The following is a 23,328-nucleotide window of genomic DNA, read 5'->3' on the forward strand; positions in this document are numbered from 1 at the left end:
CACTGACGTACGAAGGACACGCACATGCCCCGAACACGCGGCCCGCTCCGCCTCACCTTCCTCGCCGTGACCCTCGGCGCCCTGCTGGCGGTGACCGCGTGCGGCCGGGGCGGCGGCTCCGGCGACGGGGGCGACGGCGGCAAGACGATACGCATCGCCTACCAGGCGTTCCCCAGCGGCGATCTGATCGTCAAGGAGAAGGGCTGGCTGGAGAAGGCGCTGCCCGGCTACGACATCAAGTGGACCAAGTTCGACTCCGGGGCCAGCATCAACACCGCCTTCGTCGCCGGTTCCGTGGACCTCGCGGCCATCGGCTCCAGCCCGGTGGCCCGGGGCTCTCCGCGCCGCTGAACATCCCGTACGAGGTCACCTGGGTGCTCGACGTCGCCGGGGACAACGAGGCGCTGGTCGCCCGCGACGGGTCGAAGATCTCCTCCGTGAAGGACCTGGAGGGCAGGAAGGTCGCCACCCCGTTCAGCTCCACCTCCCACTACAGCCTGCTCGCCGCGCTCGACCGGGCCGGGGTGGACGCCTCGAAGGTCCAGCTCCTCGACCTCGAACCGCAGGACATCCTGGCCGCCTGGACACGCGGCGACATCGACGCCACCTACGTCTGGCTGCCGACGCTGGAGGAGCTGAAGAAGACCGGCAAGGTCGTCGTCTCCAGCCGCGAACTCGCCGCGGACGGCAAGCCCACCCTCGACCTCGGGGTCGCCGCCACCCGCTTCCTCAAGGCCCACCCCGACGTGCTGCCCGCCTGGCGCAAGGCCCAGGCGCGAGCGCTCGACCTGATCCACGACGACCCCGACGACGCATCGGCCGCCGTCGGCAAGCAGCTCGGCATCAGCCCGGCCGAGGCGGGCTCCCAGCTCGCGCAGGGCATCTTCCTCAAGCCCGCCCAGCAGGCGGACGCCAAGTGGCTCGGCACCCCCGGCAAGGCCGGCGGCCTGGCGGACAACCTGCACAGCGCCGCGCAGTTCCTCGTCGACCAGAAGCAGATCGACTCCGCGCCGGAGATCGGGGCCCTGCGCAAGGCCATCCACGGGGAAGGGCTCAGCGATGCCGTCAGCCCCTGACCTGAGCAAGGCCCCCGAGGCGGTGTCCGGTACGGAGGGGAGCACCGGCCGGGTCGTCTCCGTACGGGACGTCCGGCACTCCTACGGCCGGGGCGCGGACGCGGTCACCGCCCTCGGTCCGCTCTCCCTGGAGATCCCGGCCGGGGAGTTCCTGGTCCTCGTCGGCCCCTCCGGCTGCGGCAAGAGCACCCTGCTGCGGCTGATCGCGGGCTTCGAGCAGGCCGCCGAAGGCGCGGTCGAGGTGTTCGGGGAGCGCCCGGAACCCGGCGACCAGGCGGGCATCGTGTTCCAGCAGCCGCGCCTCTTCCCCTGGCGGACGGTCGGCGACAACATCGGCCTCGCCCTGAAGTACGCGGGCGTGCCCCGGGCCGAACGGCCGGAGCGGATCGCGGGGTTGCTGGCACGGGTCGGGCTCGCGGACACGGCGGGCCGCCGCGTCTGGCAGATCTCCGGCGGCCAGCAGCAGCGCGTCGCCATCGCCCGCGCCCTGGCGGGCGGCAAGCGGCTCCTGCTGCTCGACGAGCCGTTCGCCGCGCTGGACGCCCTGACCCGGGAGCGGCTCCAGGAGGACCTGCGCACGGTGAGCGCCGAGACCGGGACCACGTCCGTCTTCGTCACCCACAGCGTCGACGAGGCGGTCTTCCTCGGCACCCGCGCGATCGTCCTCACCAACCGTCCGGGGACCGTCGCCCTGGACATCCCGATCGACCTGCCCCGTACCGGCACCGACCCCGACGAACTGCGCGGGCTGCCCGCGTACGCCGCGCTGCGCGCCGAGATCGGCACAGCGGTACGCGAAGCGGCGAGCTGACACCCCGTCGTACAACGAGAGGAGAAGGACCATGACCACCGCGACGACCCCCGTCCTGCGCGACCACCGCATCCCCGCCGACGGCCTCTACGAGGGCCCGCGCACGCTGCGCCGGGTCCCGGAGGGCTGGGCCGACCGCCCGTACGAGCGCTTCCGCCTGGTCCCGCTCGGCCGGGTCATCGGCGCGGAGATCCACGGCGTCGACCTCACCCGCCCGCCGGAGGCGGCCGTGCGCGCCGAGCTGGACCGGGCGTTGCTGGAGTGGAAGGTGCTGTTCTTCCGCGACCAGCACCTCACCTCGCGACAGCAGCGGGCGTTCGCCGGGCTCTGGGGCGAGCTGGAGACCAACCCGCTGCTCGCGACCGGCGACGACCCGGAGGTGGCCCGGCTCGACCGCACCGCCGCCCCCACCTTCGAGAACGTCTGGCACACGGACGTCACCTTCCGCGAGCGCCCCGCCCTCGGCGCGGTCCTCCAGCTGCGCCAGGTGCCTCCGGTGGGCGGGGACACGCTGTGGGCCGACATGGCGGCGGCCTACGACAACCTGCCCGAGGAGGTGAAGGAGCGCATCGAGGGGGCGCGGGCGGTGCACGACTTCATCCCCGGGTTCGCCCGCTTCTACCCGCCGGAGCGGCTGGCGGCGCACCAGGAGGAGTTCCCGCCGGTCGAGCACCCGGTGGTGCGCCGGCATCCGGTCACCGGCCGCCGGACGATCTTCGTCAACGCGTCGTTCACCACGCGGATCGTGGGCTTCGCGCAGGAGGAGAGCGACCGGCTGCTGCGCCTGCTGTTCCAGCAGGCGCACGCCCCGGAGTTCCAGGTGCGGTTCTCCTGGCGGGCGGGTGACGTCGCGTTCTGGGACAACCGGGCCACCCAGCACTACGCGGTCAACGACTACGCCCCGCACCGCCGGGTCGCGGAGCGTGTGGCCATCGCGGGCGACCGCCCTCACTGATCCCGGCGGCGCGGCTGCTTGAATGGAAGGGTGACCCGAGCCTCCCTGGAAAAGCAGCCGCACGAAGTCGCCTCGATGTTCGACGGCGTGGCGGCCAACTACGACCTGACCAACGACGTGATCTCGCTGGGCCAGGCCCGGCTGTGGCGCAAGGCGGTCGCGGCGGCGGTCGACGCCCGCCCCGCGCAGAAGATCCTCGACCTGGCGGCGGGCACCGCGACCTCCTCGCAGCCCTTCGTGAAGGCGGGCGCCTACGTCGTGCCGTGCGACTTCTCGCTCGGCATGCTCAAGGTCGGCAAGGAACGCCACCCGTGGATGCCGTTCACGGCGGGCGACGGGATGAAGCTGCCGTTCAGGGACGAGACGTTCGACGCCGTCACGATCTCCTTCGGGCTGCGCAACATCCAGGACACCGACGTGGCGCTGCGCGAGCTGTACCGGGTGACGAAGCCCGGCGGCCGGGTCGTGATCTGCGAGTTCTCCCAGCCGACCTGGACCCCGTTCCGCACGGTCTACACGGAGTACCTGATGCGGGCGATCCCGCCGGCCGCCCGCGCGGTGTCGTCCAACCCGGACGCGTACGTCTACCTCGCCGAGTCCATCCGCGACTGGCCCGACCAGCCCGCCCTCGCCGCACTGCTCCATAAGGCGGGCTGGTCGAAGGTCGCGTGGCGCAACCTGACCGGCGGCGTGGTGGCCCTGCACCGGGCCACCCGCGCCTAGGCACTGTCCGACAAACGATCTTGGGTGGGCTCGCGGAGCCGGAGGATGAGTGCGGCGAGGTGGAGTCCGGCCTTGTAGCGGGTGGCGAGTTTGTCGAAGCGGGTGCCGATCGCGCGGAACTGCTTGAGGCGGTTGAAGCAGCGTTCGACCACGTTGCAGGCCTGGTCAAGCTCTCGGTCGGAGGCCGGCGGTCTGCCGCCGGCCCGACCGCGCCGCACACGGTTTGCCTTCTGGTCCGCCCGCTCCGGAATCACTGCCCGGATGCCCCTGTGCCGCAGGGACTGGCGGATCGCCCGGACACGTCCTAACCCGTACGGGAGAATCTGGCCCTGTTCTTCCTCAACCTCGGGGTCCGTAACGGTCCCCGGTGCGCCGAAGCGGTCCTGGCCAGGACCGGACAGGTCGACCGGCGCAGCGACACCGCCGCCTTCACCGAGGACACGACCCGCCTCGTCGACCGGTACGGCGGCACCACCGCCCGCGACTTCGACCTGATCGCCTTCTCCACCGCACTGTTCGGCACCACCCGGAACGCCGGGTGGCGACGACCGTCAGGTGCCGGAATGCCGGTCCGGCTCCATGGGGGTGGGCGCCGCCTCTTCGACCGCGCGCGTCGGCGGTGTGAAGGGGCCCCACGTGAACGCGGGCAGCCACGATGCCGGCGAGGTACTCCAGGACAGCTCAGCGATCTGACGGACCGTGCGTCGTCCCGTCAGAGAGCGGAAGACGTCCAGACTGCCGCCGAAGAGCGTGGCGGCCGGTTCACCCTTCCCAGCCGTCCACTCCCGGTCGGGTGTCCGGACGCGCAACGTCGGCAGGCCGCGTTCGTGCAGCGACATGGTGAAGCCCCCCACAGCGAGATCCAGCGCGTCGGCGAGGGCGGGGGAACCATCGGGCGGGGGCAGCCCGAGTGCCGTACGGAGATCGAGCTCATGCGAGAGCACGTCCAGCGGAAGGATGCGGCGACGCAGCCAATCCGCGCGCGCCAGAACTCCCGGCAGATGCTCCTCCAGCGCAGCCCAGGTGTCGACGAGTTCGTGGACAGGAATCCCTGGAGGCGGGGGTGGCGGGTCACTGAGCTCGCCCGGATACTCGTCGACGGCCATCCGACAGACCAGGACGAGGTGGCTGACAAGATCACGCACGCTCCAGCCGGGACAGGCCGGCACGGGGAGCTCCGCGACCGACAGATCCGAGGTGACGAGCCGCGTGATGTTCTCCCGGCAGGCACGGTAGGCCAGGTGATGCGCCAGGTCCGGTACCGGACTGCGGGCCGTGTCGGTCATGCGGCAGTCTCCTGTATGCCGGTAGGGGTTCCGGCCCGGTAGCCGTCCGTCACGATCCGCCGAGTTGCCTGCGCGTAGTACTCGTCATCCTTGGGCAGCTCGGTCGCGAGGCCGCTGACGTAACGGTTGTACATGCAGAACGCCGCGGCGATCAGAACGGTGTCGTGCAGGTCCGTGTCGTCAGCGCCCTCGCCGCGGGCCGCCGCGATCGCTCGGTCGGATACCGGACGCGCGGCGCTCTGGACCTCTGCGGCCACGTCCAGCAGCGCGCGCAGCCGCCCGCTGATCGGCGCGGTACCGGGGTCGGCCAGCACGTCCTGGACCAGTTCCCGGCCTCCCGCCAGTTGCGCGGCCGCGAAGGCCGCGTGCGAGGAGGCGCAGAACTCGGTGCCGTTGAGCCGCGAGACGTACGCCGCGATCAGCTCGCGTTCGCCCGGTTCGAGCGAGGACGGTGCCCTGAGCAGAGCGTTCGCCAGGTCACCCAGCGGTCCGCCGGTGTCGGGCCGGTGGACCATCAAACCGATGATTCCGGGGAGATCGCTGTTCAGCGCGATGTGGGGCACGGCTCGTCCTTTGGAGAAGGGGGAGACAGATGTGCGGTGACCATCGCGGGGCCGCTGAACAAAGGGGCCTTCGCGATGCGAGGACGCTAGTGAACCCTCCGGTCGGTGGCAACCGTGCGCTGAGGCGAAGAAGTTCCCGCTGTCACGGCCGAGCCTCCGACCGGCCGTCAGCGCGTGCCGACCGGCCCTTCCTCGATCATGTCGCTGAGCAGCGGCATCTGCTCCACACGCCCCGGGGAGGTCGGCGCCGCGCACGCCGGGAGCGTTCACGGGGCCGTGCGCCGGCCCGGGGGCGACCGGGAACAGGTTCTCGAAAGGAGAGCACTTCGGAAGAAGCCACCCCGTGTGCGGTGCTGTGCAATGGGCCACCGTTCCCCGACCGTGGAGATATCAGACATGGCCCAGAACCGGCCTGAGTCACTCGCGGGCTCTCACAATTCCAGCCGGAAGCAGACGGCTTCCTGGCCGCGCGGGGTGTCGTACGACTCGGCCCGCCGCATCCCGAGCCGCGCCGCGACCGCCATCGACCGGGCGTTACGGGAGTGGATCATCGCGACCACCTCGCTCACCCCGACCGCCCGCACCCGCTCCAGCGCGGCGCGGGCGGCGGCGGTGGCGTACCCGCGCCCCCACGCCTCGCGCCCCAGCCGCCACCCGATCTCGATCGCCCCGACCGGACCGTAGTGGGCGTGCGGCCACGGCTGCGCCCCGGTGAAGCCCAGCACGGTGCCGGCCTCGTCCGTGAGCGTCCACAGGCAGTAGCCGAGCTCCGCGTCGTGGCGGCGCTGGCGGGCGGTGAGCTCCTCGTACACGGAGAAGTCCGCCCGCCGGCCGCCGAAGAACTCCATCACCTCGGGGTCGTCGAAGACCCGGTACCAGGTCAGGGCGTCTTCGTCGGTCGGAACACGGAGGCGTACGGCGGGGGCCGAAGCGTGGGGCGTGGCAGGCGCGATCGACATGAGGGAGCCCTTCGGAGGGTTGGTTCGCAGGCCCCCATAGACTGCACGGGACATGTGCCGCGCGGCACGCGAATTCGAGTCTTCGGGAGATCCGACCGTGACCGAGCCCCTCTCCGAGCACAGCGCGGATGTCATCGTCGTCGGAGCGGGCCCTGCCGGGTCCACGACCGCGTACTACCTCGCCAAGGCCGGACTCGACGTCCTGCTGCTGGAAAAGACGGCCTTCCCCCGGGAGAAGGTCTGCGGCGACGGGCTCACGCCCCGCGCCACGAAACAGCTCGTCGCCATGGGGATCGACATTTCCGAGGAGGCGGGCTGGCTGCGCAACAAGGGCCTGCGCATCATCGGCGGCGGCGTCCGCCTCCAGCTCGACTGGCCGGACCTCGCCTCCTACCCGGACTACGGCCTGGTCCGTAAGCGCGACGACTTCGACGAGCAGCTGGCCCGCCAGGCGCAGAAGGCGGGCGCCCGCCTTCACGAGCGCTGCAACGTCGGCGCGCCCATCCGCGACGAGCGCACGGGCCGCATCACCGGCGTCGAGGCGAAGATCGGCGAGGAGAAGACGCCGGTCACCTTCCACGCCCCGCTCGTCGTCGCCGCCGACGGCAACTCCACCCGCCTCTCCCTCGCGATGGGCCTGCACCGCCGCGACGACCGCCCGATGGGCGTCGCCGTCCGTACGTACTTCACCTCGCCCCGCCACGACGACGACTACCTGGAGTCCTGGCTGGAGCTGTGGGACCGGCGCGGCGCCGAGGACCGGCTGCTGCCCGGCTACGGCTGGATCTTCGGCATGGGCGACGGCACCTCCAACGTCGGCCTCGGCATCCTCAACTCCTCCTCCGCCTTCAAGGAGCTGGACTGGCGCGAGGTCCTCAAGGCCTGGTGCGCCTCGATGCCGGAGGACTGGGGCTACACCCCGGAGAACATGACGATGCCCATCCGGGGCGCGGCCCTCCCCATGGCCTTCAACCGCCAGCCGCACTACACCAAGGGCCTCCTCCTCGTCGGCGACGCGGGCGGCATGGTCAACCCGTTCAACGGCGAGGGCATCGCGTACGCCATGGAGTCCGGCCAGATCGCGGCCGACGTCATCGTCCAGGCCCATGCCCGCGCCACGCCCGCCCAGCGCGAACTGGCCCTGAACAACTACCCGAAGGTCCTCAAGGAGACCTACGGGGGCTACTACACGATGGGCCGCGCCTTCGTGAAGCTGATCGGCAACCCGAAGGTCATGAAGGTCGCCACCCAGCGCGGCCTGACCCACCCGCTGCTGATGAAGTTCACGCTCAAGATGCTCGCCAACCTGACCGACCCGCAGGGCGGCGACGCGATGGACCGCATCATCAACGGCCTGTCGAAGGTGGCGCCGAAGGCCTGAGGGGCTACGGACCGGGGTGGGACCCGTACCGTCTCCTTCGCAGGGTTCGAGGAGGTGGACCGGTTGTGGTCCTACACGCGGTCGACAGGGCCGTCGCCCGCCGCACGCGCGCGTTCGTAGTGGCGGGCCACCCGGGCCCGGTTGCCGCAGGACGGCGTGCACCACTCCTGGCGGCCGTGGCTCTTGACGAAATACCGGACGCAGCGCGGCGCGCGGCAGGCGCGCAGGTGCTCGCGCTGCGGCCCGCTCAGGAAGTCGACGGCGTCGCGCGCCAGCCCGGCCACCAGCCGTACGCCCGGGGCGTCCTCGGCCGACAGCAGCCCTGATGCGGGGGCCTCGCCGGCGGGCCAGAGCAGTTGGGGAGCCACGGGCTCCCGGGCGGCCGCCGCGTTGAGCAGGGTCAGCGCCTCGTCGACGGGCAGCAGGCGGTGGGCGTCGGCCGGGCTCGGCGGGGCCGGGCTGACCACCCGCGCGAACAGGGCCCGGACGGCCCGCCGTACGTCGACGACCGCCTCTCTCAACGCCTCGTCGACGACCGGGTCCCCGGTGGCGCCGGCGGTGGCCAGGAGGCCGGGCTGCTGCTGGAGCCAGCGATGCGCGCCCCGGGCCGAGTCCAGGTCGTCGAGGACCCCACCGTCCCCGTCGTGGCGGATGGTGCCCACCAGTTCCATGACGGGCCGCTGTGCCACTGCTCGTTCCCTCCTCCGCCTCTCGGACGTTCCCGTCCCTCGAACGTCCGTGCCTCCCACTTTAAAGTCCTAATGCAAGAAAGAAAATAAGCGTTAACCGGGGGACCGGGTTCACCCCATCGCCGGAACCGCCCCCACTTCCGTGTCGTCCTCCGACCCACCGGACGACGCCCGAACCCGGCCCCCCGCATCACGCCGGGGGTTAATCCTCGGCCCCGCGGGTGATCGTGTGCGATGATTTGCGCGCCTGCCGGGCCCCGTCGGTGGCCCGGGCCGGCCGACGTCCGCCCCCGCCACCCGTGGCGGCACGCGGTGCGTGCCACTCTCTTTGACGCACCCTCATATCGCATCCTCTTATCGAACGCAGGCCGGCGGGGCACGGAACAAGCCGCTACAGCGCTGCTCGACCCCAAGGACAGACAGTCATGACCACCGCTTCCCTGCCCCAGCACCAGGACCTCTTCCTGGAGCCCCGCTTCGCCGTGGACCCGACCGCGCCGGACGACGACGAGGACTTCGACGCCGCGTACGACGCGCTCCCCGCGCCCACCACCTCGGCCCGGGAGCAGGACCGGTCGAACCGCCGCCCCCGCCGACGGTAGGATTTCGTCCCATGGCCAGCCCCGAGTCGGACAGACTCCGGCCACCGGTGCGCCGGTGGCCGTGTCCGTGCTGAGCTCCGCCGGCTGACCCCTCCCGGGTCACCGGTCCCTCCGCCACGGTTCCACGCTCGCCGGATCACCGCGGGTGCGGGCCGTTTCCTCTCGCGTACGTGCTGAAGCACCGCCGTACGAGTTCGTGCCACCGGCCGATCACCGCCGGGCACTTCTTCGCGCAGCCCCGCCGGACCTCCGGCGCGGCCGTCCGCGCGGCCCGTATCCCCGCACCCGGTCTGTCTGTCCATCCGACGGTTCCGTCCAAGGGGCTACTCACCCATGCCAATCGCCGTCTACGTCCTCGGGCTCGCGGTCTTCGCCCAGGGCACCTCCGAGTTCATGCTGTCCGGGCTCCTCTCCGGCATCGCCGCCGACCTCGACGTCTCCCTCTCCGCCGCCGGCCTCCTCACCTCCGCGTTCGCCGTCGGCATGGTCGTCGGCGCACCCGTCATGGCGCTGTCCAGCCGCACCTGGCCGCGCCGCCGCGCGCTGCTCCTCTTCCTCGCGGTGTTCGTCGCCGTCCACGCCGCCGGTGCTCTCACCCCCGGTTACGGGGTGCTCCTCGCGACCCGTTTCGTCGGGGCCCTCGCCAACGCGGGGTTCTGGGCGGTCGCGCTGAGCACCGCCGTCGCGATGGTCCCCGACCGGCTGAAGGGCCGGGCCGCCGCCGTGGTGGTCGGCGGGGTGACGGTCGCCTGCGTGGTGGGCGTACCGGCCGGCGCGGTGCTGGGGGAGCGGTGGGGCTGGCGGTCGGCCTTCTGGGCGGTCGCGATCGTCTCGCTGCCTGCCTTCCTCGCGGTCTGGCGTTCCGTCCCGGGCGGGGGCGGTAGGGGGGCTACGGCCGGTGGCGCCGCTTCCGTAGCCGCGCCTGCTCCCGTGCCCGGGCCCGCTCTCGTCTCCGTACGCGACGAACTGCGCGTCCTGTTCGGCCCCCGGCTGCGGCCGGTCCTGCTCACGATGGCCCTGGTGCAGGGGGCGACCTTCTGCACGTTCTCCTATCTGGAGCCGCTCCTCACCCGGGAGACGGGCCTGGGTGCGGGGTGGGTGCCGGTGGCCCTGGCGCTCTTCGGGGCGGGGGCGTTCGCCGGGGTCACGGCGGCCGGCCGGTACGCGGACGCCCACCCGGTCGCCGTCGTCGCCACGGGCATGGCCGCTCTTACCGTCGGCTGGTCGGCGCTGGCGCTTACGGCGGGCAGCCCGGTGCTCGCCCTGGCCCTGGTCCCGCTGCTCGGCCTGCTCGCCTTCGGTACGGGCACCGCCCTCATCACGCGGGTCCTGGGCCTCGCCCCCGACGCCCCGACGCTGGCCGGTGCCTTCTCGACGACCGCGTTCAACCTGGGGGCGACGGTGGGCCCGTGGGCCGGCGGTCTGGCCTTGGACGCGGGGTTCGGCCACCGGGCGCCGGTCGGGGTGAGCGCCCTGCTGATGGTGGTCGCGCTGCTCGTCGCGGCGGCCACGGCGAAGAGCCGCCGCCCCCGAGCGGGGGAGCGGCGGCTCTCAGCGGTGAACCGGAGCGCCCGGGGGCGCCGCGGATCGCCGGGAGAACACCCGGGGACCCGCTTGTGAATCAGAGAACGCGGACCGCGCCGGTCGGCCGGTCGTAGTCCATGGAGCGCTGCACCGTGCCGGTGCTGGAGTTCTGCGCACCGACGAACTCGCCGCCACCGACGTAGATCGCCACGTGGTACGCGCTGCCCGCGCCGCCCCAGTACAGGATGTCGCCGGGCTGGAGGTTGTCCAGGGAGACCTGGGTCCCGGCGGTCGACTGGGACTGGGAGACACGCGGCAGGTCGATGCCCGCCGTGCGGTAGGCGGCCTGGACGAGGCCCGAGCAGTCCCACGCGTTGGGGCCGGTGCCGCCGGAGACGTACGCGTCGCCGACCTGGGCCTTGGCGAACGCCACGATGGAGGCGGCCGAACCGCTCACGTTCGAGGAGGAGGAGGAGGAGGAGGACGGGGCGGAGGCGGAGGCGGAGCTGCCGGAGTCCGAGGAGCCGGCGGAGGCGCTGAGCGTCGTGCGCTCGGAGGTCCGGGAGGCGCGCTCGGCACGCTCCTGCGCCTCTGCCTCGGCCTTCGCGGCGGCTTCGGCCTTCTTCTCGGCCTCGGCCTTGCGAACGGCCTCGGCGTGGGCCTTCTTGGCCGCCTTCGCGGCCTTCTCGGCGGCGGCGTCCTCGCTGGCCTGCTTCTCCAGGTCGAGGGCGACCTGCTGCGTGGCCTGGGCGGAGGCGGCGACAGCGGTGGAGAGGCCGTCCGTGATCGTGGGCATCTCGATCGTCCGGGTCACCGGCTCGGCCTGGGCCGGACCGGCGGCACCCGCGACCGCGATGGTGCTGAGGAAGCCACCGGCAACTCCGGCCCGCAGTGCCGACTTCGAGGCGCGCTGACGGGGCTTCCGGTGGCTGGGTATGTGAGCGGTGTGGGACATGGGTACTAGCGCTATCAGGGCTGTAGGGGTCCCATCAAGAAACGTGTGTTGCGACACAGTTACGTTCGGAATCTGTGAATCCGCTTTCTGAGCACCTTTATTGACGCCGTAACGGGCAAAACGGGCAGTGGCGATCAGGCCCGTGATCACTGCCTTTCGGCAATACGCCCGAATTGCCCGCCACTTACCATCCGTTCACACCGATGGCCAAGCCCGGTTTCCTTGCGGGAGGGGGTAGGTGGCGCAGGTCACAGTGTGCGGGTGCCGAGGGAGGCAACCCTCGCGCCCGTGACGCGCGTGGGCGGGTCCCAGGGGCGGCCGCCTTCGCGCGGGCGGCGAGGAGATGCCGGGCAGGCGCTCCGGAGGGTCGCCCGGCGTCCGCTCCCTCTCCGTTCCGGAAGTTCGTGAATGCGCGCACATGTCCCCTTCGGTCCCGGCCGCCCCTCGTCCGGGTGAGCATCGAAGTCGACCGGTTCCCTTATCACTATCGGCCCGTCCACCGCCAATTTGCTTGTACAGGCCGTCCATTGATAGCGCGGCACGCCTTTGACCAGCGGTAACGCCGTCGAATGTCACGTCTCGTGATCACTCGGCCGCTTCGCGTACGAAGATCACCGCTCATACGACTTCATGATCCTTCGTCAGGTGGTGGAGATCACAAAGTCGTTGTCGTACCCCGTGTCGCAGATCACAGGGGACCGGGCATAGGATGCGGGGCAGTCGGGCTTGTGAACTGCCTCACATGTGCACGATCTTGGTGAGGTGGCGAGCCGGTCGCCCGATGCGGTCCAAAGGTCAAGGACGACTGGAAGGAGCGAGGAGCGTGAATGCCTACGCGCCCATCCTCGTGCTCGGCGCCCTCGGGGCAGGGTTTGCGATCTTCTCCGTGGTCATGGCCACGCTTATCGGCCCCAAGCGCTACAACCGGGCAAAGCTCGAAGCGTACGAGTGCGGTATCGAACCCACCCCGACTCCGGCCGGAGGCGGCCGCTTTCCCATCAAGTACTACCTGACGGCGATGCTTTTCATCGTCTTCGACATCGAGATCGTCTTCCTCTATCCCTGGGCGGTCTCCTTCGACGCCCTGGGGATCTTCGGGCTCGTGGAGATGCTGCTCTTCGTGCTCACCGTCTTCGTCGCCTACGCGTATGTGTGGCGTCGCGGCGGCCTGGAATGGGACTGAGGGGCTGAGGGGCACACCATGGGACTCGAAGAGAAACTGCCGAGCGGCTTCGTTCTGACCACGGTCGAGCAGGCCGCGGGCTGGGTGCGGAAAGCCTCCGTCTTCCCGGCCACGTTCGGACTGGCCTGCTGCGCCATCGAGATGATGACGACCGGCGCGGGCCGCTACGACCTGGCCCGGTTCGGGATGGAGGTCTTCCGCGGATCACCGCGCCAGGCGGACCTGATGATCGTCGCGGGCCGGGTGAGCCAGAAGATGGCGCCCGTCCTGCGACAGGTCTACGACCAGATGCCGAATCCCAAGTGGGTCATCTCCATGGGGGTTTGCGCATCATCTGGCGGTATGTTCAACAATTACGCCATTGTGCAGGGTGTTGATCACATTGTGCCGGTGGATATCTATTTGCCGGGTTGTCCGCCCCGTCCCGAGATGCTGCTGGACGCCATCCTCAAGCTCCACCAGAAGATCCAGGGCTCCAAGCTCGGGGTCAACGCGGAGGAGGCCGCCCGCGAGGCGGAGGAAGCGGCCCTCAAGGCGCTGCCCCTGATCGAGATGAAGGGGCTGCTGCGGTGACCGAGAACCCCAACGCCAACGGCGACGAGCGAAACGGCAACGCCGTACCCGCGCCGCGCGACACCGGCGGCGAGGTCATCCGCGTCCGCAAGGGCATGTTCGGCGCGAACAACGGCGGCGACACCTCCGGCTACGGCGGCCTCATCCGCACCGTCACTCTGCCGGGAGCCGCCTCCCGGCCCTACGGCGGCTGGTTCGACGAGGTGGCCGACGAGCTCGAAGGGGCCCTGGAGGAACAGGACCTGCTCCCCGCCAACGCCATCGAGAAGACCGTCGTCGACCGCGACGAGCTGACCTTCCACATCGCGCGCGAACACCTGGTCCAGGTCGCCCGCACCCTGCGCGACGACCCCGCCCTGCGCTTCGAGCTCTGCACGGGCGTCAGCGGCGTCCACTTCCCGGGCGACAAGGGCCGCGAACTGCACGCCGTCTACCACCTGCGCTCGCTCACCCACGGCCGGATCATCCGGCTGGAGGTGTCCGCCCCGGACAGCGACCCGCACATCCCGTCGCTCGTCGCGGTCTACCCGACCAACGACTGGCACGAGCGCGAGGCGTACGACTTCTTCGGCCTCATCTTCGACGGGCACCCCGCCCTGACCCGGATCATGATGCCGGACGACTGGCAGGGCTTCCCGCAGCGCAAGGACTACCCGCTCGGCGGCATCGCCGTCGAGTACAAGGGCGCCCAGATCCCGGCTCCGGACCAGCGGAGGTCGTACTCCTGATGACCACTCCCCACGCAACACCTCGCGCCACGACCGAGGGGACCGTATATACGGTCACCGGCGGCGACTGGGACGAGGTCGTCGAATCCGCCGTGAAGTCCGACGACGAACGCATCATCGTCAACATGGGACCCCAGCACCCGTCCACGCACGGCGTGCTCCGCCTCATCCTGGAGATCGACGGCGAGACCGTCACCGAGGCCCGCTGCGGCATCGGCTACCTCCACACCGGCATCGAGAAGAACCTCGAATTCCGCAACTGGACACAGGGCACCACCTTCGTCACGCGCATGGACTACCTGACGCCGTTCTTCAACGAGACGGCGTACTGCCTGGGCGTCGAGAAGCTCCTCGGCATCGAGGACCAGATCCCCGACCGGGCCACCGTCCTGCGCGTCCTGCTGATGGAGCTCAACCGGCTCTCCTCGCACCTGGTCTGCATCGCCACCGGCGGCATGGAGCTCGGCGCGACCACGATCATGATCTACGGCTTCCGCGATCGTGAACTGGTTCTCGACCTCTTCGAGCTCTTCACCGGACTGCGCATGAACCACGCGTTCGTCCGCCCCGGCGGCCTCGCCCAGGACCTCCCCCCGGGCGCGGTCGACCAGCTGCGCGAGTTCATCAGGACCATGAAGAAGAACCTGCCGGAGTACGACAAGCTCGCCACCGGCAACCCCATCTTCAAGGCCCGTATGCAGGACGTCGGCTACCTCGACCTCACCGGCTGCATGGCGCTCGGCGCCACCGGCCCGGTGCTGCGCTCCGCCGGCCTCCCGCACGACCTGCGCAAGACCGACCCGTACTGCGGCTACGAGACCTACGACTTCGAGGTCCCCACCGCCGACACCTGCGACTCCTACGGACGCTTCCTCATCCGGCTGGAGGAGATGCGCCAGTCGCTGCGGATCATCGAGCAGTGCGTCGAGCGCCTGGAGCCGGGGCCGGTCATGGTCGCCGACAAGAAGATCGCCTGGCCCGCCCAGCTCGCGCTCGGCCCCGACGGTCTCGGCAACTCGCTCGACCACATCCGGAACATCATGGGCACCTCCATGGAAGCCCTGATCCACCACTTCAAGCTGGTGACCGAGGGATTCCGGGTCCCCGCCGGACAGACGTACACCGCCGTCGAGTCCCCCAAGGGCGAACTCGGCGTGCACGTCGTCTCCGACGGCGGCACCCGCCCCTACCGGGTCCACTTCCGCGACCCGTCCTTCACCAACCTGCAGGCCATGGCGGCGATGTGCGAAGGCGGCCAGGTCGCCGACGTCATCGTCGCCGTCGCGTCCATCGACCCCGTGATGGGAGGCGTCGACCGGTGACCACCTCACGCCAAGACGTCAGTCTGGGGATGCCGCAGCTCCCCGCCACGCCCTACCCGGCCGAGGTACGCGCCCGGCTCGACGCCGATGCCGAGGAGGTGCTCGCCCGCTACCCCGGCAGCCGCTCCGCCCTGCTGCCGCTGCTGCACCTCGTGCAGTCCGAGGAGGGGTACGTCTCCCGTACGGGCATCGCCTTCTGCGCCGAGACGCTCGGCCTCACCACCGCCGAGGTCACCGCCGTCTCCACCTTCTACTCCATGTACCGGCGCAGGCCGAGCGGCGACTACCAGGTCGGCGTGTGCACCAACACCCTGTGCGCGGTCATGGGCGGCGACGCCATCTTCGACACGCTCAAGGAGCACCTCGGGGTCGGCAACAACGAGACCACCGAGGACGGCAAGGTCACCCTCGAACACATCGAGTGCAACGCCGCCTGCGACTTCGCACCCGTCGTGATGGTCAACTGGGAGTTCTTCGACAACCAGACGCCCGAGAGCGCCACGCAGCTCGTCGACGACCTGATCGCCGGCCGGACCGTCGAGCCGACCCGGGGCGCCCCCCTCTGCTCGTACAAGGAGACCGCCCGCATCCTCGCCGGCTTCCCCGACGAGCGCCCCGGCGCCGTCGAGGCCACCGGCGGCGCGGGCCCCGCCTCCCTGATCGGGCTGAAGCTCGCCAAGGGCGAGGCGCCCCCCAAGGCGCGCGTGGTCTCCCCGCGCGCCGGACAGCCCCAGGACGGGCAGCCGCACGACCCTTCGCCGTCCGAGCACCTCAGTTCGCACGACGCACCGCTGCAGACCTCGGCCTCCGACCCGGAGCACCCGGCCGGGCCCGCAGCCGAGGAGGGGGAGTGATGACCTTGGCCGCCGAGATCGACCACAACGGGACGAGCCCCGAGAAGCTGCTCGCCCCCGTCCTCTCCTCCTTCTGGGACCAGCCCGAATCCTGGACGCTGGACACCTACCGCCGCCACGAGGGCTACGAAGGGCTGCGCAAAGCGCTGGCCATGGCGCCCGACGATCTCATCGCGTACGTCAAGGACTCCGGTCTGCGCGGCCGCGGTGGCGCGGGCTTCCCCACCGGGATGAAGTGGCAGTTCATCCCGCAGGGCGACGGCAAACCGCACTATCTGGTGGTCAACGCCGACGAGTCGGAGCCGGGGACCTGCAAGGACATCCCGCTCCTCTTCGCCAACCCGCACAGCCTCATCGAGGGCATCGTGATCGCCTGTTACGCGATCCGTTCGTCCCACGCGTTCATCTACTTGCGCGGTGAGGTCGTCCCCGTGCTGCGACGACTGCACGAGGCGGTACGAGAGGCGTACGAGGCGGGTTATCTGGGGACGGACATCCTGGGTTCAGGACTCGATCTGGAACTCACGGTGCACGCGGGCGCGGGTGCGTACATCTGTGGTGAGGAAACCGCGCTGCTCGACTCTCTCGAAGGACGGCGTGGCCAGCCCCGGCTGCGGCCCCCCTTCCCCGCGGTCGCCGGTCTGTACGCCTGCCCCACTGTGGTGAACAACGTCGAGTCCATCGCGTCGGTTCCCGCGATCCTGAACAGGGGCAAGGACTGGTTCAAGTCGATGGGCAGCGAGAAGTCCCCGGGCTTCACGCTCTACTCGCTCAGCGGCCATGTCACCAGCCCCGGCCAGTACGAGGCCCCGCTCGGCATCACGCTCCGCCAGCTCCTCGACATGAGCGGCGGCATGCGGGCCGGGCACCGGCTGAAGTTCTGGACGCCGGGCGGCTCCTCCACCCCGATGTTCACCGAGGAGCACCTCGACGTCCCCCTCGACTACGAGGGCGTCGGCGCCGCCGGGTCCATGCTCGGCACCAAGGCGCTCCAGTGCTTCGACGAGACGACCTGCGTCGTGCGGGCCGTCACCCGCTGGACCGAGTTCTACGCCCACGAGTCCTGCGGCAAGTGCACTCCCTGCCGCGAAGGGACGTACTGGCTGGTTCAGTTGCTCCGCGACATCGAGGCCGGCAAGGGCGAGATGGCCGACCTCGACAAGCTCAACGACATCGCCGACAACATCAACGGCAAGTCGTTCTGCGCGCTCGGCGACGGCGCGGCCTCGCCGATCTTCTCCTCGCTCAAGTACTTCCGCGAGGAGTACGAGCAGCACATCACCGGCAAGGGCTGCCCCTTCGACCCCGCCCGGTCCACGGCCTGGGCCGACGACAAGAACACCGACGGCAAGAACGCTCACCGGGGGGTGAACGCATGACAGTCACCACGAGTGCGCCCTCCGGGGGCGGCGAGGCGGCGGTTCCGCCCGAGGACCTGGTCACGCTGACCATCGACGGCATCGAGATCAGCGTCCCCAAGGGAACCCTGGTCATCCGGGCCGCCGAACTCCTCGGCATCGAGATCCCGCGCTTCTGCGACCACCCGCTCCTCGACCCGGCCGGCGCCTGCCGCCAGTGCATCGTCGAGGTCGAGGGCCAGCGCAAGCCGATGGCCTCCTGCACCATCACCTGCACCGACGGCATGGTCGTCAAGTCGCAGATCACCTCTCCTGTCGCCGAGAAGGCGCAGAAGGGCGTGATGGAGCTGCTGCTGATCAACCACCCGCTGGACTGCCCCGTCTGCGACAAGGGCGGCGAGTGCCCGCTCCAGAACCAGGCGATGTCGCACGGCGGCGCCGACTCCCGCTTCGAGGGCCGGAAGCGGACCTTCGAGAAGCCCGTCCCGATCTCCACCCAGGTGCTGCTGGACCGTGAGCGGTGCGTGCTCTGCGCGCGCTGCACCCGGTTCTCCAACCAGGTGGCGGGCGACCCGATGATCGAGCTGATCGAGCGCGGCGCGCTCCAGCAGGTCGGCACCGGCGAGGGCGACCCCTTCGAGTCGTACTTCTCCGGCAACACCATCCAGATCTGCCCGGTCGGCGCGCTGACCTCGGCGGCGTACCGGTTCCGCTCCCGCCCCTTCGACCTGGTCTCCACACCGTCGGTGTGCGAGCAGTGCTCGGGCGGCTGCGGGATGCGCACCGACCACCGGCGCGGCAAGGTCATGCGCCGCCTCGCGGCCAACGAGCCCGAGGTCAACGAGGAGTGGATCTGCGACAAGGGGAGGTTCGGCTTCCGCTACGCCCAGCAGCGCGACCGCCTCACCACCCCGCTCGTCCGCAACGCCGACGGCGAGCTGGAACCGGCGAGCTGGCCCGAGGCGCTGGAAGCCGCGGCGGCCGGACTCCTCGCCGCCCGCGGCCGCACCGGCGTCCTGACCGGTGGCCGGCTGACCGTCGAGGACTCCTACGCGTACAGCAAGTTCGCCCGGGTCGCCCTCGACACCAACGACATCGACTTCCGCTCCCGCGTCCACAGCGCCGAGGAGGCCGACTTCCTGGCCGCCCGCGTCGCCGGACGCGGCCGGGACCTCGACGGCGCAGGCGTCACGTACACCGCGCTGGAGAAGGCCCCCGCGGTCCTCCTCGTCGGGTTCGAGTCCGAGGAGGAGGCCCCCGGCGTCTTCCTCAGGCTGCGCAAGGCCCACCGCAAGAGCGGCCAGAGGACCTTCGCGCTCGCCTCGCACGCCACCCGGGGCCTGGAGAAGGCGGGCGGCACCCTGCTCCCCGCCGCCCCCGGCACCGAGACCGAGTGGCTGGACGCGCTCGCGGGCGGCGTCGGCCTGGAGGCCGAAGGGGCCGCGGCCGCCGAGGCGTTGCGCGGTGAGCACGCGCTGATCATCGTCGGCGAGCGGCTCGCGGGCGTGCCCGGCGCACTGTCCGCCGCGATCCGCACCGCCACCGCCACCGGTGCACGCCTGGTGTGGATTCCGCGCCGGGCGGGCGACCGGGGCGCGATCGAGGCCGGTGCGCTCCCCTCGCTGCTGCCCGGTGGCCGCCCGGCCACCGACCCGCGCGCCCGCGCCGAGGTAGCGGAGCTGTGGCGGCTGCCCGAACTGCCCTCCCGGCACGGCCGCGACACCGGCCAGATCGTCGAGGCCGCGGCCACCGGCGAACTGGGCGCGCTGCTCGTCGCCGGGGTCGGCGTCGAGGACCTGCCCGACCCGAACCGCGCCCTCCAGGCGCTGGACGAGGTCGGTTTCCTGGTCTCCCTCGAGCTGCGGCCGAGCGCGGTCACCGCCCGCGCGGACGTGGTCTTCCCGGTCGCCGCCGTCGCGGAGAAGTCCGGCACCTTCCTCAACTGGGAGGGCCGGGTCCGGATGTTCCAGGCGGCGCTGAAGCCCGAGCAGATGCCCAGGACGCTCGCGCCGACCGACTCCCGGGTGCTGCACATGCTGGCCGACGCCATGGACGTGCACTTCGCGCTCCCGGACCTGACCGCGGCCCGCCGCGAGCTGGACCGGCTCGGCGGCTGGGAGGGCGGCCACGCGGACGACCCGCGCGAGGGCGCGCAGCCGCTGCCCCGGCCCGGCGACGGCGAGGCGGTCCTCGCGGGCCACCGCATGCTGCTCGACCTCGGCCGGCTCCAGGAGGGCGACACCGCACTCGCCGGAACCCGGCACGCGGCCGTCGCCCGGCTCTCGGCGGCCACCGCCGCCGAGACCGGCGTCAAGGACGGCGACCTGCTCGCCGTCACCGGACCCGCCGGCACCGTCGAACTGCCGCTCGCCGTCACCGACATGCCGGACCGGGTGGTCTGGGTGCCGCTGAACTCGGTGGGACGCGGCATCCCCGCCGACACCGGCGTGAACCCGGGCGGCCTGGTGCGGATCGGCCCCGGCGCCGCACCGGGCGCTCCCGTCGAACCATCGGAGGTACGAGCGTGACTGGCCTCGCCGCACTCACGACGGCGCCCGAGGGCGTCGTCCTCGCCGCCGAGGATCTCTCGATGTTCGGCACCGACCCCTGGTGGCTCGTCGTCATCAAGGCGGTCTTCTGCTTCGCGTTCCTGATGGTGACCGTGCTGTTCTCCATCGTGTGGGAGCGCAAGGTCGTCGCCTGGATGCAGTTGCGCGTCGGCCCCAACCGCAACGGCCCCTGGGGCATGCTCCAGTCGCTCGCCGACGGCATCAAGCTGATGCTGAAGGAAGACGTCATCGTCAAGCGGGCCGACAAGGCCGTCTACATCCTGGCGCCCATCGTCGCGGCGATCCCGGCGTTCATGGCCATCGCGGTCATCCCGTTCGGTCCCGCCGACAACCAGGTGTCGATCTTCGGCCACCGTACGACGATGCAGCTCACCGACCTCCCGATCGCGATGCTCTACATCCTCGCGGTCGCCTCGGTCGGCATCTACGGCCTCGTGCTCGCGGGCTGGTCCTCCGGATCGACGTACCCGCTCCTCGGCGGTCTGCGCTCCTGCGCCCAGATGATCAGCTACGAGATCGCGATGGGCGCCGCGTTCGCCTCGGTGTTCCTCTACTCCGGGTCGATGTCGACCTCGGCGATCGTGGAGGCGCAGGCGGACCGGTGGTTCGTCATCCTGCTGCCGGTCTCCTTCATCATCTACATCATCACGATGGTCGGGGAGACGAACCGGGCCCCGTTCGACATGCCGGAGTCCGAGGGCGACCTCGTCGGCGGGTTCAACACCGAGTACTCCTCGATCAAGTTCGCGATGTTCATGCTCGCCGAGTACGTCAACATGGTCACCGTCTCCGCGGTCTCCGTGACCCTCTTCCTCGGCGGCTGGCGGGCTCCGTACCCGGTCAGCACCTTCTGGGAGGGCGCGAACCAGGGCTGGTGGCCGATGCTCTGGTTCGTCCTCAAGGTCCAGCTGCTGCTGTTCTTCTTCATCTGGCTGCGCGGCACCCTGCCCCGGGTCCGCTACGACCAGCTGATGAAGCTCGGCTGGAAGGTCCTCATCCCGGTCTCCGTGGTCTGGCTGATGCTCGTCGCCACCGTCCGCGCCCTGCGCAACGAGGGCTACGACTTCTCCCGGATCGTGCTGTACGTCGGCGCGGCCGTGATCGCGATCCTGCTGATCTCCTTCGTCGTCGACATGTTCCGCGACCGCAAGAGGCGGACCGAGGTGGAAGCGGCCGGGCCCGAGCCCGCCTTCGACCCGATGGCGGGCGGGTTCCCGGTGCCGCCGCTGCCCGGACAGAGCCTGCCGCCGGTGCCCAGGCGCACTCCACGACGTGAGCGGGAGCTCGTTGTCAGTGGTGGACCGGATACTCAGAGTGACGGAAACGCGAGTGACGGAAAGGAGGCCGGCGGTGTCTGAGAAACCAGAGCTCACGGGCTCATCGGGATCCGCTGGGTCCTCGGGCCGGGCGGAGGAGTCGGGGGAGAAGTTCCAGAACCCGGTGGCCGGCTTCGGCGTGACCTTCAAGGCCATGTTCAAGAAGCGGCTCACCGAGCAGTATCCGGAGACGCCGAAGGTGACGGCGCCCCGCTTCCACGGCCGCCACCAGCTCAACCGTCACCCGGACGGCCTGGAGAAGTGCGTCGGCTGCGAGCTGTGCGCCTGGGCGTGTCCCGCCGACGCGATCTACGTGGAGGGCGCGGACAACACCGAGGAGGAGCGCTACTCCCCGGGCGAGCGCTACGGCCGCGTCTACCAGATCAACTACGCGCGCTGCATCCTGTGCGGACTGTGCATCGAGGCATGCCCCACCCGGGCGCTGACGATGACGAACGAGTTCGAGCTGGCCAACACCACCCGCGAGAGCCTCATCTACACCAAGGACGAGCTGCTCGCGGGGTTGCAGGAGGGCATGGTCGACAGCCCGCACGCGATCTACCCCGGCATGGACGAACAGGACTACTACCGGGGCGTGGTCACCGAGGCCGCCCCCGGTACGGTCCGGCAGACGGCCGTGTCCAAGGGCGAGGGCGACAAGCCCGACGAGGACCCCATCGAGTCCACCCGGGCCGCCGACGCCACCCGGCACGACAAGGGGGTGGGCGCGTGAACGCGCTGGCCGCAGCCACCACCACCTCCACCGGCGAGGCCGTCCAGTTCTGGATCCTGGGCACTGTCGCCGTGATCGGCGCGCTCTCCACGGTCCTGCTGAAGAGGGCGGTGCACAGCGCGCTCTCGCTCGCCGGCACCATGATCGTCCTCGCGGTGTTCTACCTCGCCAACGGGGCCTATTTCCTCGGCATCGTCCAGATCGTCGTCTACACCGGCGCGATCATGATGCTGTTCCTCTTCGTCGTCATGCTCGTCGGCGTCACCGCGGCGGACTCCCTCAAGGAGACCCTCAAGGGGCAGCGCTGGCTGGCCGCCGGATGCTCCCTCGGCTTCGGCATCCTGCTGATCGCCGGCATCGGCAACGCCTCGCTCTCCACGTTCAACGGGCTCGGCGCGGCCAACGCCCGGCACGGCGGCAACGTCGAGGGACTGGCCAACCTCATCTTCACCAAGTACGTCTTCGCCTTCGAGATCACCGGCGCCCTGCTGATCACGGCGACGGTCGGCGCGATGGTGCTCACCCACCGCGAGCGCACCGAACGGGCCAAGACCCAGCGGGAGCTGGCCGAGCAGCGCGTCCGCGAGGGCAAGCACCTCCCGCCGCTCCCCGCCCCCGGCGTCTACGCCCGGCACAACGCGGTGGACATCCCCGGTCTGCTGCCCGACGGCACGCCGTCCGACCTCACCGTCATGCAGACGCTGCGGGAGCGCGGTCAGATCCGGGACGTCTCGCAGAAGTCCCTCGCCGACCTCAAGGCCCTGGAGCAGCGCTCCGGGGAGCGGCTCGGACGTGAGGACGCGGACGCCGTGACACGCGGGGCAGCTCCCGCGTCCGCGGCGGAGAATTCGGAGGCCGCCCAGTGAACCCGGTCAACTACCTCTACCTCGCGGCCCTGCTCTTCGCGATCGGCGCCTCCGGGGTGCTGATCCGGCGGAACGCGATCGTGGTGTTCATGTGCGTCGAGCTGATGCTCAACGCCTGCAATCTGGCGCTCGTCACGTTCTCCCGGATGCACGGCAACCTCGACGGGCAGATCGTCGCGTTCTTCACGATGGTCGTCGCCGCCGCGGAAGTCGTCGTCGGACTCGCGATCATCGTGTCGTTGTTCCGCTCCCGCCACTCGGCCTCGGTCGACGACGCCAGCCTGATGAAGCTGTAAGGGGT

Annotated in this window: 22 protein-coding genes and 2 pseudogenes; 18 read left to right on the top strand and 6 right to left on the bottom strand. The window is 70.6% G+C overall.

What is annotated here, in order from left to right:
- The first annotated feature begins 24 nt into the window (after positions 1–24).
- From RNL97_RS19370 to RNL97_RS19385, 4 genes and pseudogenes are all read left to right on the top strand, one after another.
- Positions 25–1,076, top strand: a pseudogene (locus tag RNL97_RS19370) (taurine ABC transporter substrate-binding protein).
- A complete protein-coding gene (locus RNL97_RS19375; protein WP_030578399.1) occupies positions 1,060–1,887 on the top strand; it encodes an ABC transporter ATP-binding protein in 828 nt (275 codons plus the stop codon). Before RNL97_RS19370 ends, RNL97_RS19375 begins: the two are co-directional and overlap by 17 nt.
- 31 nt (positions 1,888–1,918) lie before the next feature.
- On the top strand, positions 1,919–2,842 hold the full coding sequence (locus RNL97_RS19380) for a TauD/TfdA dioxygenase family protein (protein WP_243314759.1): 924 nt from the start codon (positions 1,919–1,921) through the stop codon (positions 2,840–2,842).
- Positions 2,843–2,872: 30 nt separating this feature from the next.
- The gene (locus RNL97_RS19385) at positions 2,873–3,565 is read left to right on the top strand and encodes a demethylmenaquinone methyltransferase (protein ID WP_313750989.1); all 693 of its coding nucleotides are present in this window, start codon (positions 2,873–2,875) and stop codon (positions 3,563–3,565) included.
- Here the strand turns inward: RNL97_RS19385 and RNL97_RS19390 are convergent.
- From RNL97_RS19390 to RNL97_RS19405, 4 genes and pseudogenes are all read right to left on the bottom strand, one after another.
- Positions 3,562–4,014, bottom strand: a pseudogene (locus RNL97_RS19390) (IS5/IS1182 family transposase); the annotation flags it as partial. The gene RNL97_RS19385 and the pseudogene RNL97_RS19390 overlap by 4 nt on opposite strands.
- A gap of 102 nt (positions 4,015–4,116) precedes the next feature.
- Entirely contained in the window at positions 4,117–4,851 is a 735-nt protein-coding gene (locus RNL97_RS19395; RefSeq protein WP_050499951.1) for a maleylpyruvate isomerase family mycothiol-dependent enzyme, read from the bottom strand.
- A complete protein-coding gene (locus RNL97_RS19400; protein WP_030578384.1) occupies positions 4,848–5,414 on the bottom strand; it encodes a carboxymuconolactone decarboxylase family protein in 567 nt (188 codons plus the stop codon). The genes RNL97_RS19395 and RNL97_RS19400 overlap by 4 nt, the downstream gene beginning before the upstream one ends.
- A 431-nt stretch (positions 5,415–5,845) precedes the next feature.
- Positions 5,846–6,373, bottom strand: a complete 528-nt coding sequence (locus RNL97_RS19405) for a GNAT family N-acetyltransferase (RefSeq protein ID WP_243314764.1) — start codon at positions 6,371–6,373, stop codon at positions 5,846–5,848.
- Positions 6,374–6,470: 97 nt separating this feature from the next.
- Here RNL97_RS19405 and RNL97_RS19410 point away from each other — a divergent pair, with 97 nt between their 5' ends.
- The gene (locus tag RNL97_RS19410) at positions 6,471–7,754 is read left to right on the top strand and encodes a geranylgeranyl reductase family protein (protein WP_030578379.1); all 1,284 of its coding nucleotides are present in this window, start codon (positions 6,471–6,473) and stop codon (positions 7,752–7,754) included.
- 71 nt (positions 7,755–7,825) lie between these two features.
- Here RNL97_RS19410 and RNL97_RS19415 read toward each other — a convergent pair whose 3' ends face one another.
- Positions 7,826–8,425, bottom strand: coding sequence for a CGNR zinc finger domain-containing protein (locus RNL97_RS19415; RefSeq protein ID WP_313751648.1), 600 nt, complete (start codon positions 8,423–8,425; stop codon positions 7,826–7,828).
- A 443-nt stretch (positions 8,426–8,868) separates the two neighbouring features.
- Here RNL97_RS19415 and RNL97_RS19420 point away from each other — a divergent pair, with 443 nt between their 5' ends.
- Together RNL97_RS19420 and RNL97_RS19425 are read left to right on the top strand one after the other, a co-directional pair.
- A complete protein-coding gene (locus RNL97_RS19420) occupies positions 8,869–9,045 on the top strand; it encodes a hypothetical protein (RefSeq protein WP_199814153.1) in 177 nt (58 codons plus the stop codon).
- 333 nt (positions 9,046–9,378) lie between these two features.
- A complete protein-coding gene (locus RNL97_RS19425) occupies positions 9,379–10,665 on the top strand; it encodes a Cmx/CmrA family chloramphenicol efflux MFS transporter (RefSeq protein ID WP_030578373.1) in 1,287 nt (428 codons plus the stop codon).
- Between the two features lies 1 nt (position 10,666).
- Here the strand turns inward: RNL97_RS19425 and RNL97_RS19430 are convergent, their stop codons facing one another.
- Complete coding sequence (locus tag RNL97_RS19430; RefSeq protein ID WP_243314766.1) at positions 10,667–11,524, bottom strand: C40 family peptidase; 858 nt, start codon at positions 11,522–11,524, stop codon at positions 10,667–10,669.
- Between the two features lie 823 nt (positions 11,525–12,347).
- On the opposite strand from RNL97_RS19430, the gene RNL97_RS19435 reads away from it, so the two are divergent.
- From RNL97_RS19435 to nuoK, 11 genes are read left to right on the top strand one after another with little or no spacing between them, the layout of a single operon-like run.
- A complete protein-coding gene (locus RNL97_RS19435; protein WP_003967084.1) occupies positions 12,348–12,707 on the top strand; it encodes an NADH-quinone oxidoreductase subunit A in 360 nt (119 codons plus the stop codon).
- Between the two features lie 18 nt (positions 12,708–12,725).
- The gene (locus RNL97_RS19440) at positions 12,726–13,280 is read left to right on the top strand and encodes a NuoB/complex I 20 kDa subunit family protein (RefSeq protein ID WP_010060943.1); all 555 of its coding nucleotides are present in this window, start codon (positions 12,726–12,728) and stop codon (positions 13,278–13,280) included.
- Positions 13,277–14,008, top strand: coding sequence for an NADH-quinone oxidoreductase subunit C (locus RNL97_RS19445; RefSeq protein ID WP_030578367.1), 732 nt, complete (start codon positions 13,277–13,279; stop codon positions 14,006–14,008). Before RNL97_RS19440 ends, RNL97_RS19445 begins: the two co-directional genes overlap by 4 nt.
- Positions 14,008–15,330 carry an NADH-quinone oxidoreductase subunit D gene (locus RNL97_RS19450; RefSeq protein ID WP_030578364.1) on the top strand — a complete coding sequence of 441 codons (1,323 nt, stop codon included), beginning with the start codon at positions 14,008–14,010 and terminating at the stop codon, positions 15,328–15,330. The genes RNL97_RS19445 and RNL97_RS19450 overlap by 1 nt, the downstream gene beginning before the upstream one ends.
- Positions 15,331–15,359: 29 nt before the next feature.
- Positions 15,360–16,184, top strand: coding sequence for an NADH-quinone oxidoreductase subunit NuoE (gene nuoE, locus RNL97_RS19455; RefSeq protein ID WP_313750991.1), 825 nt, complete (start codon positions 15,360–15,362; stop codon positions 16,182–16,184).
- Positions 16,181–17,563 (top strand): NADH-quinone oxidoreductase subunit NuoF, encoded by a 1,383-nt coding sequence (gene nuoF, locus RNL97_RS19460; protein ID WP_199814152.1) that lies wholly within the window; start codon positions 16,181–16,183, stop codon positions 17,561–17,563. Before nuoE ends, nuoF begins: the two co-directional genes overlap by 4 nt.
- Entirely contained in the window at positions 17,560–20,070 is a 2,511-nt protein-coding gene (locus RNL97_RS19465) for an NADH-quinone oxidoreductase subunit G (RefSeq protein WP_030578355.1), read from the top strand. Before nuoF ends, RNL97_RS19465 begins: the two co-directional genes overlap by 4 nt.
- Positions 20,067–21,470: an NADH-quinone oxidoreductase subunit NuoH gene (gene nuoH, locus RNL97_RS19470; protein ID WP_030578352.1), complete on the top strand. Its 1,404-nt coding sequence runs from the start codon at positions 20,067–20,069 to the stop codon at positions 21,468–21,470. Before RNL97_RS19465 ends, nuoH begins: the two co-directional genes overlap by 4 nt.
- Positions 21,463–22,161, top strand: coding sequence for an NADH-quinone oxidoreductase subunit NuoI (gene nuoI, locus RNL97_RS19475; protein WP_032764988.1), 699 nt, complete (start codon positions 21,463–21,465; stop codon positions 22,159–22,161). Before nuoH ends, nuoI begins: the two co-directional genes overlap by 8 nt.
- Positions 22,158–23,027, top strand: a complete 870-nt coding sequence (locus RNL97_RS19480; protein WP_030578346.1) for an NADH-quinone oxidoreductase subunit J — start codon at positions 22,158–22,160, stop codon at positions 23,025–23,027. The genes nuoI and RNL97_RS19480 overlap by 4 nt, the downstream gene beginning before the upstream one ends.
- On the top strand, positions 23,024–23,323 hold the full coding sequence (gene nuoK / locus RNL97_RS19485; RefSeq protein ID WP_007451729.1) for an NADH-quinone oxidoreductase subunit NuoK: 300 nt from the start codon (positions 23,024–23,026) through the stop codon (positions 23,321–23,323). Before RNL97_RS19480 ends, nuoK begins: the two co-directional genes overlap by 4 nt.
- Positions 23,324–23,328 lie beyond the last annotated feature (5 nt).

It is taken from the genome of Streptomyces parvus (genome assembly GCF_032121415.1).
GTDB lineage: Bacteria > Actinomycetota > Actinomycetes > Streptomycetales > Streptomycetaceae > Streptomyces > Streptomyces globisporus_A.

Bases quoted from the DNA above. Each gene is read 5' to 3' on its own strand.
- nuoE (WP_313750991.1), top strand. From the start codon at position 15,360: ATGCCGCAGCTCCCCGCCACGCCCTACCCGGCCGAGGTACGCGCCCGG.
- RNL97_RS19440 (WP_010060943.1), top strand. From the start codon at position 12,726: ATGGGACTCGAAGAGAAACTGCCGAGCGGCTTCGTTCTGACCACGGTC.
- RNL97_RS19405 (WP_243314764.1), bottom strand. From the start codon at position 6,373: ATGTCGATCGCGCCTGCCACGCCCCACGCTTCGGCCCCCGCCGTACGC.
- RNL97_RS19375 (WP_030578399.1), top strand. From the start codon at position 1,060: ATGCCGTCAGCCCCTGACCTGAGCAAGGCCCCCGAGGCGGTGTCCGGT.
- RNL97_RS19425 (WP_030578373.1), top strand. From the start codon at position 9,379: ATGCCAATCGCCGTCTACGTCCTCGGGCTCGCGGTCTTCGCCCAGGGC.
- RNL97_RS19465 (WP_030578355.1), top strand. From the start codon at position 17,560: ATGACAGTCACCACGAGTGCGCCCTCCGGGGGCGGCGAGGCGGCGGTT.
- RNL97_RS19420 (WP_199814153.1), top strand. From the start codon at position 8,869: ATGACCACCGCTTCCCTGCCCCAGCACCAGGACCTCTTCCTGGAGCCC.
- RNL97_RS19395 (WP_050499951.1), bottom strand. From the start codon at position 4,851: ATGACCGACACGGCCCGCAGTCCGGTACCGGACCTGGCGCATCACCTG.
- RNL97_RS19415 (WP_313751648.1), bottom strand. From the start codon at position 8,425: ATGGAACTGGTGGGCACCATCCGCCACGACGGGGACGGTGGGGTCCTC.
- RNL97_RS19380 (WP_243314759.1), top strand. From the start codon at position 1,919: ATGACCACCGCGACGACCCCCGTCCTGCGCGACCACCGCATCCCCGCC.
- RNL97_RS19450 (WP_030578364.1), top strand. From the start codon at position 14,008: ATGACCACTCCCCACGCAACACCTCGCGCCACGACCGAGGGGACCGTA.
- RNL97_RS19430 (WP_243314766.1), bottom strand. From the start codon at position 11,524: ATGTCCCACACCGCTCACATACCCAGCCACCGGAAGCCCCGTCAGCGC.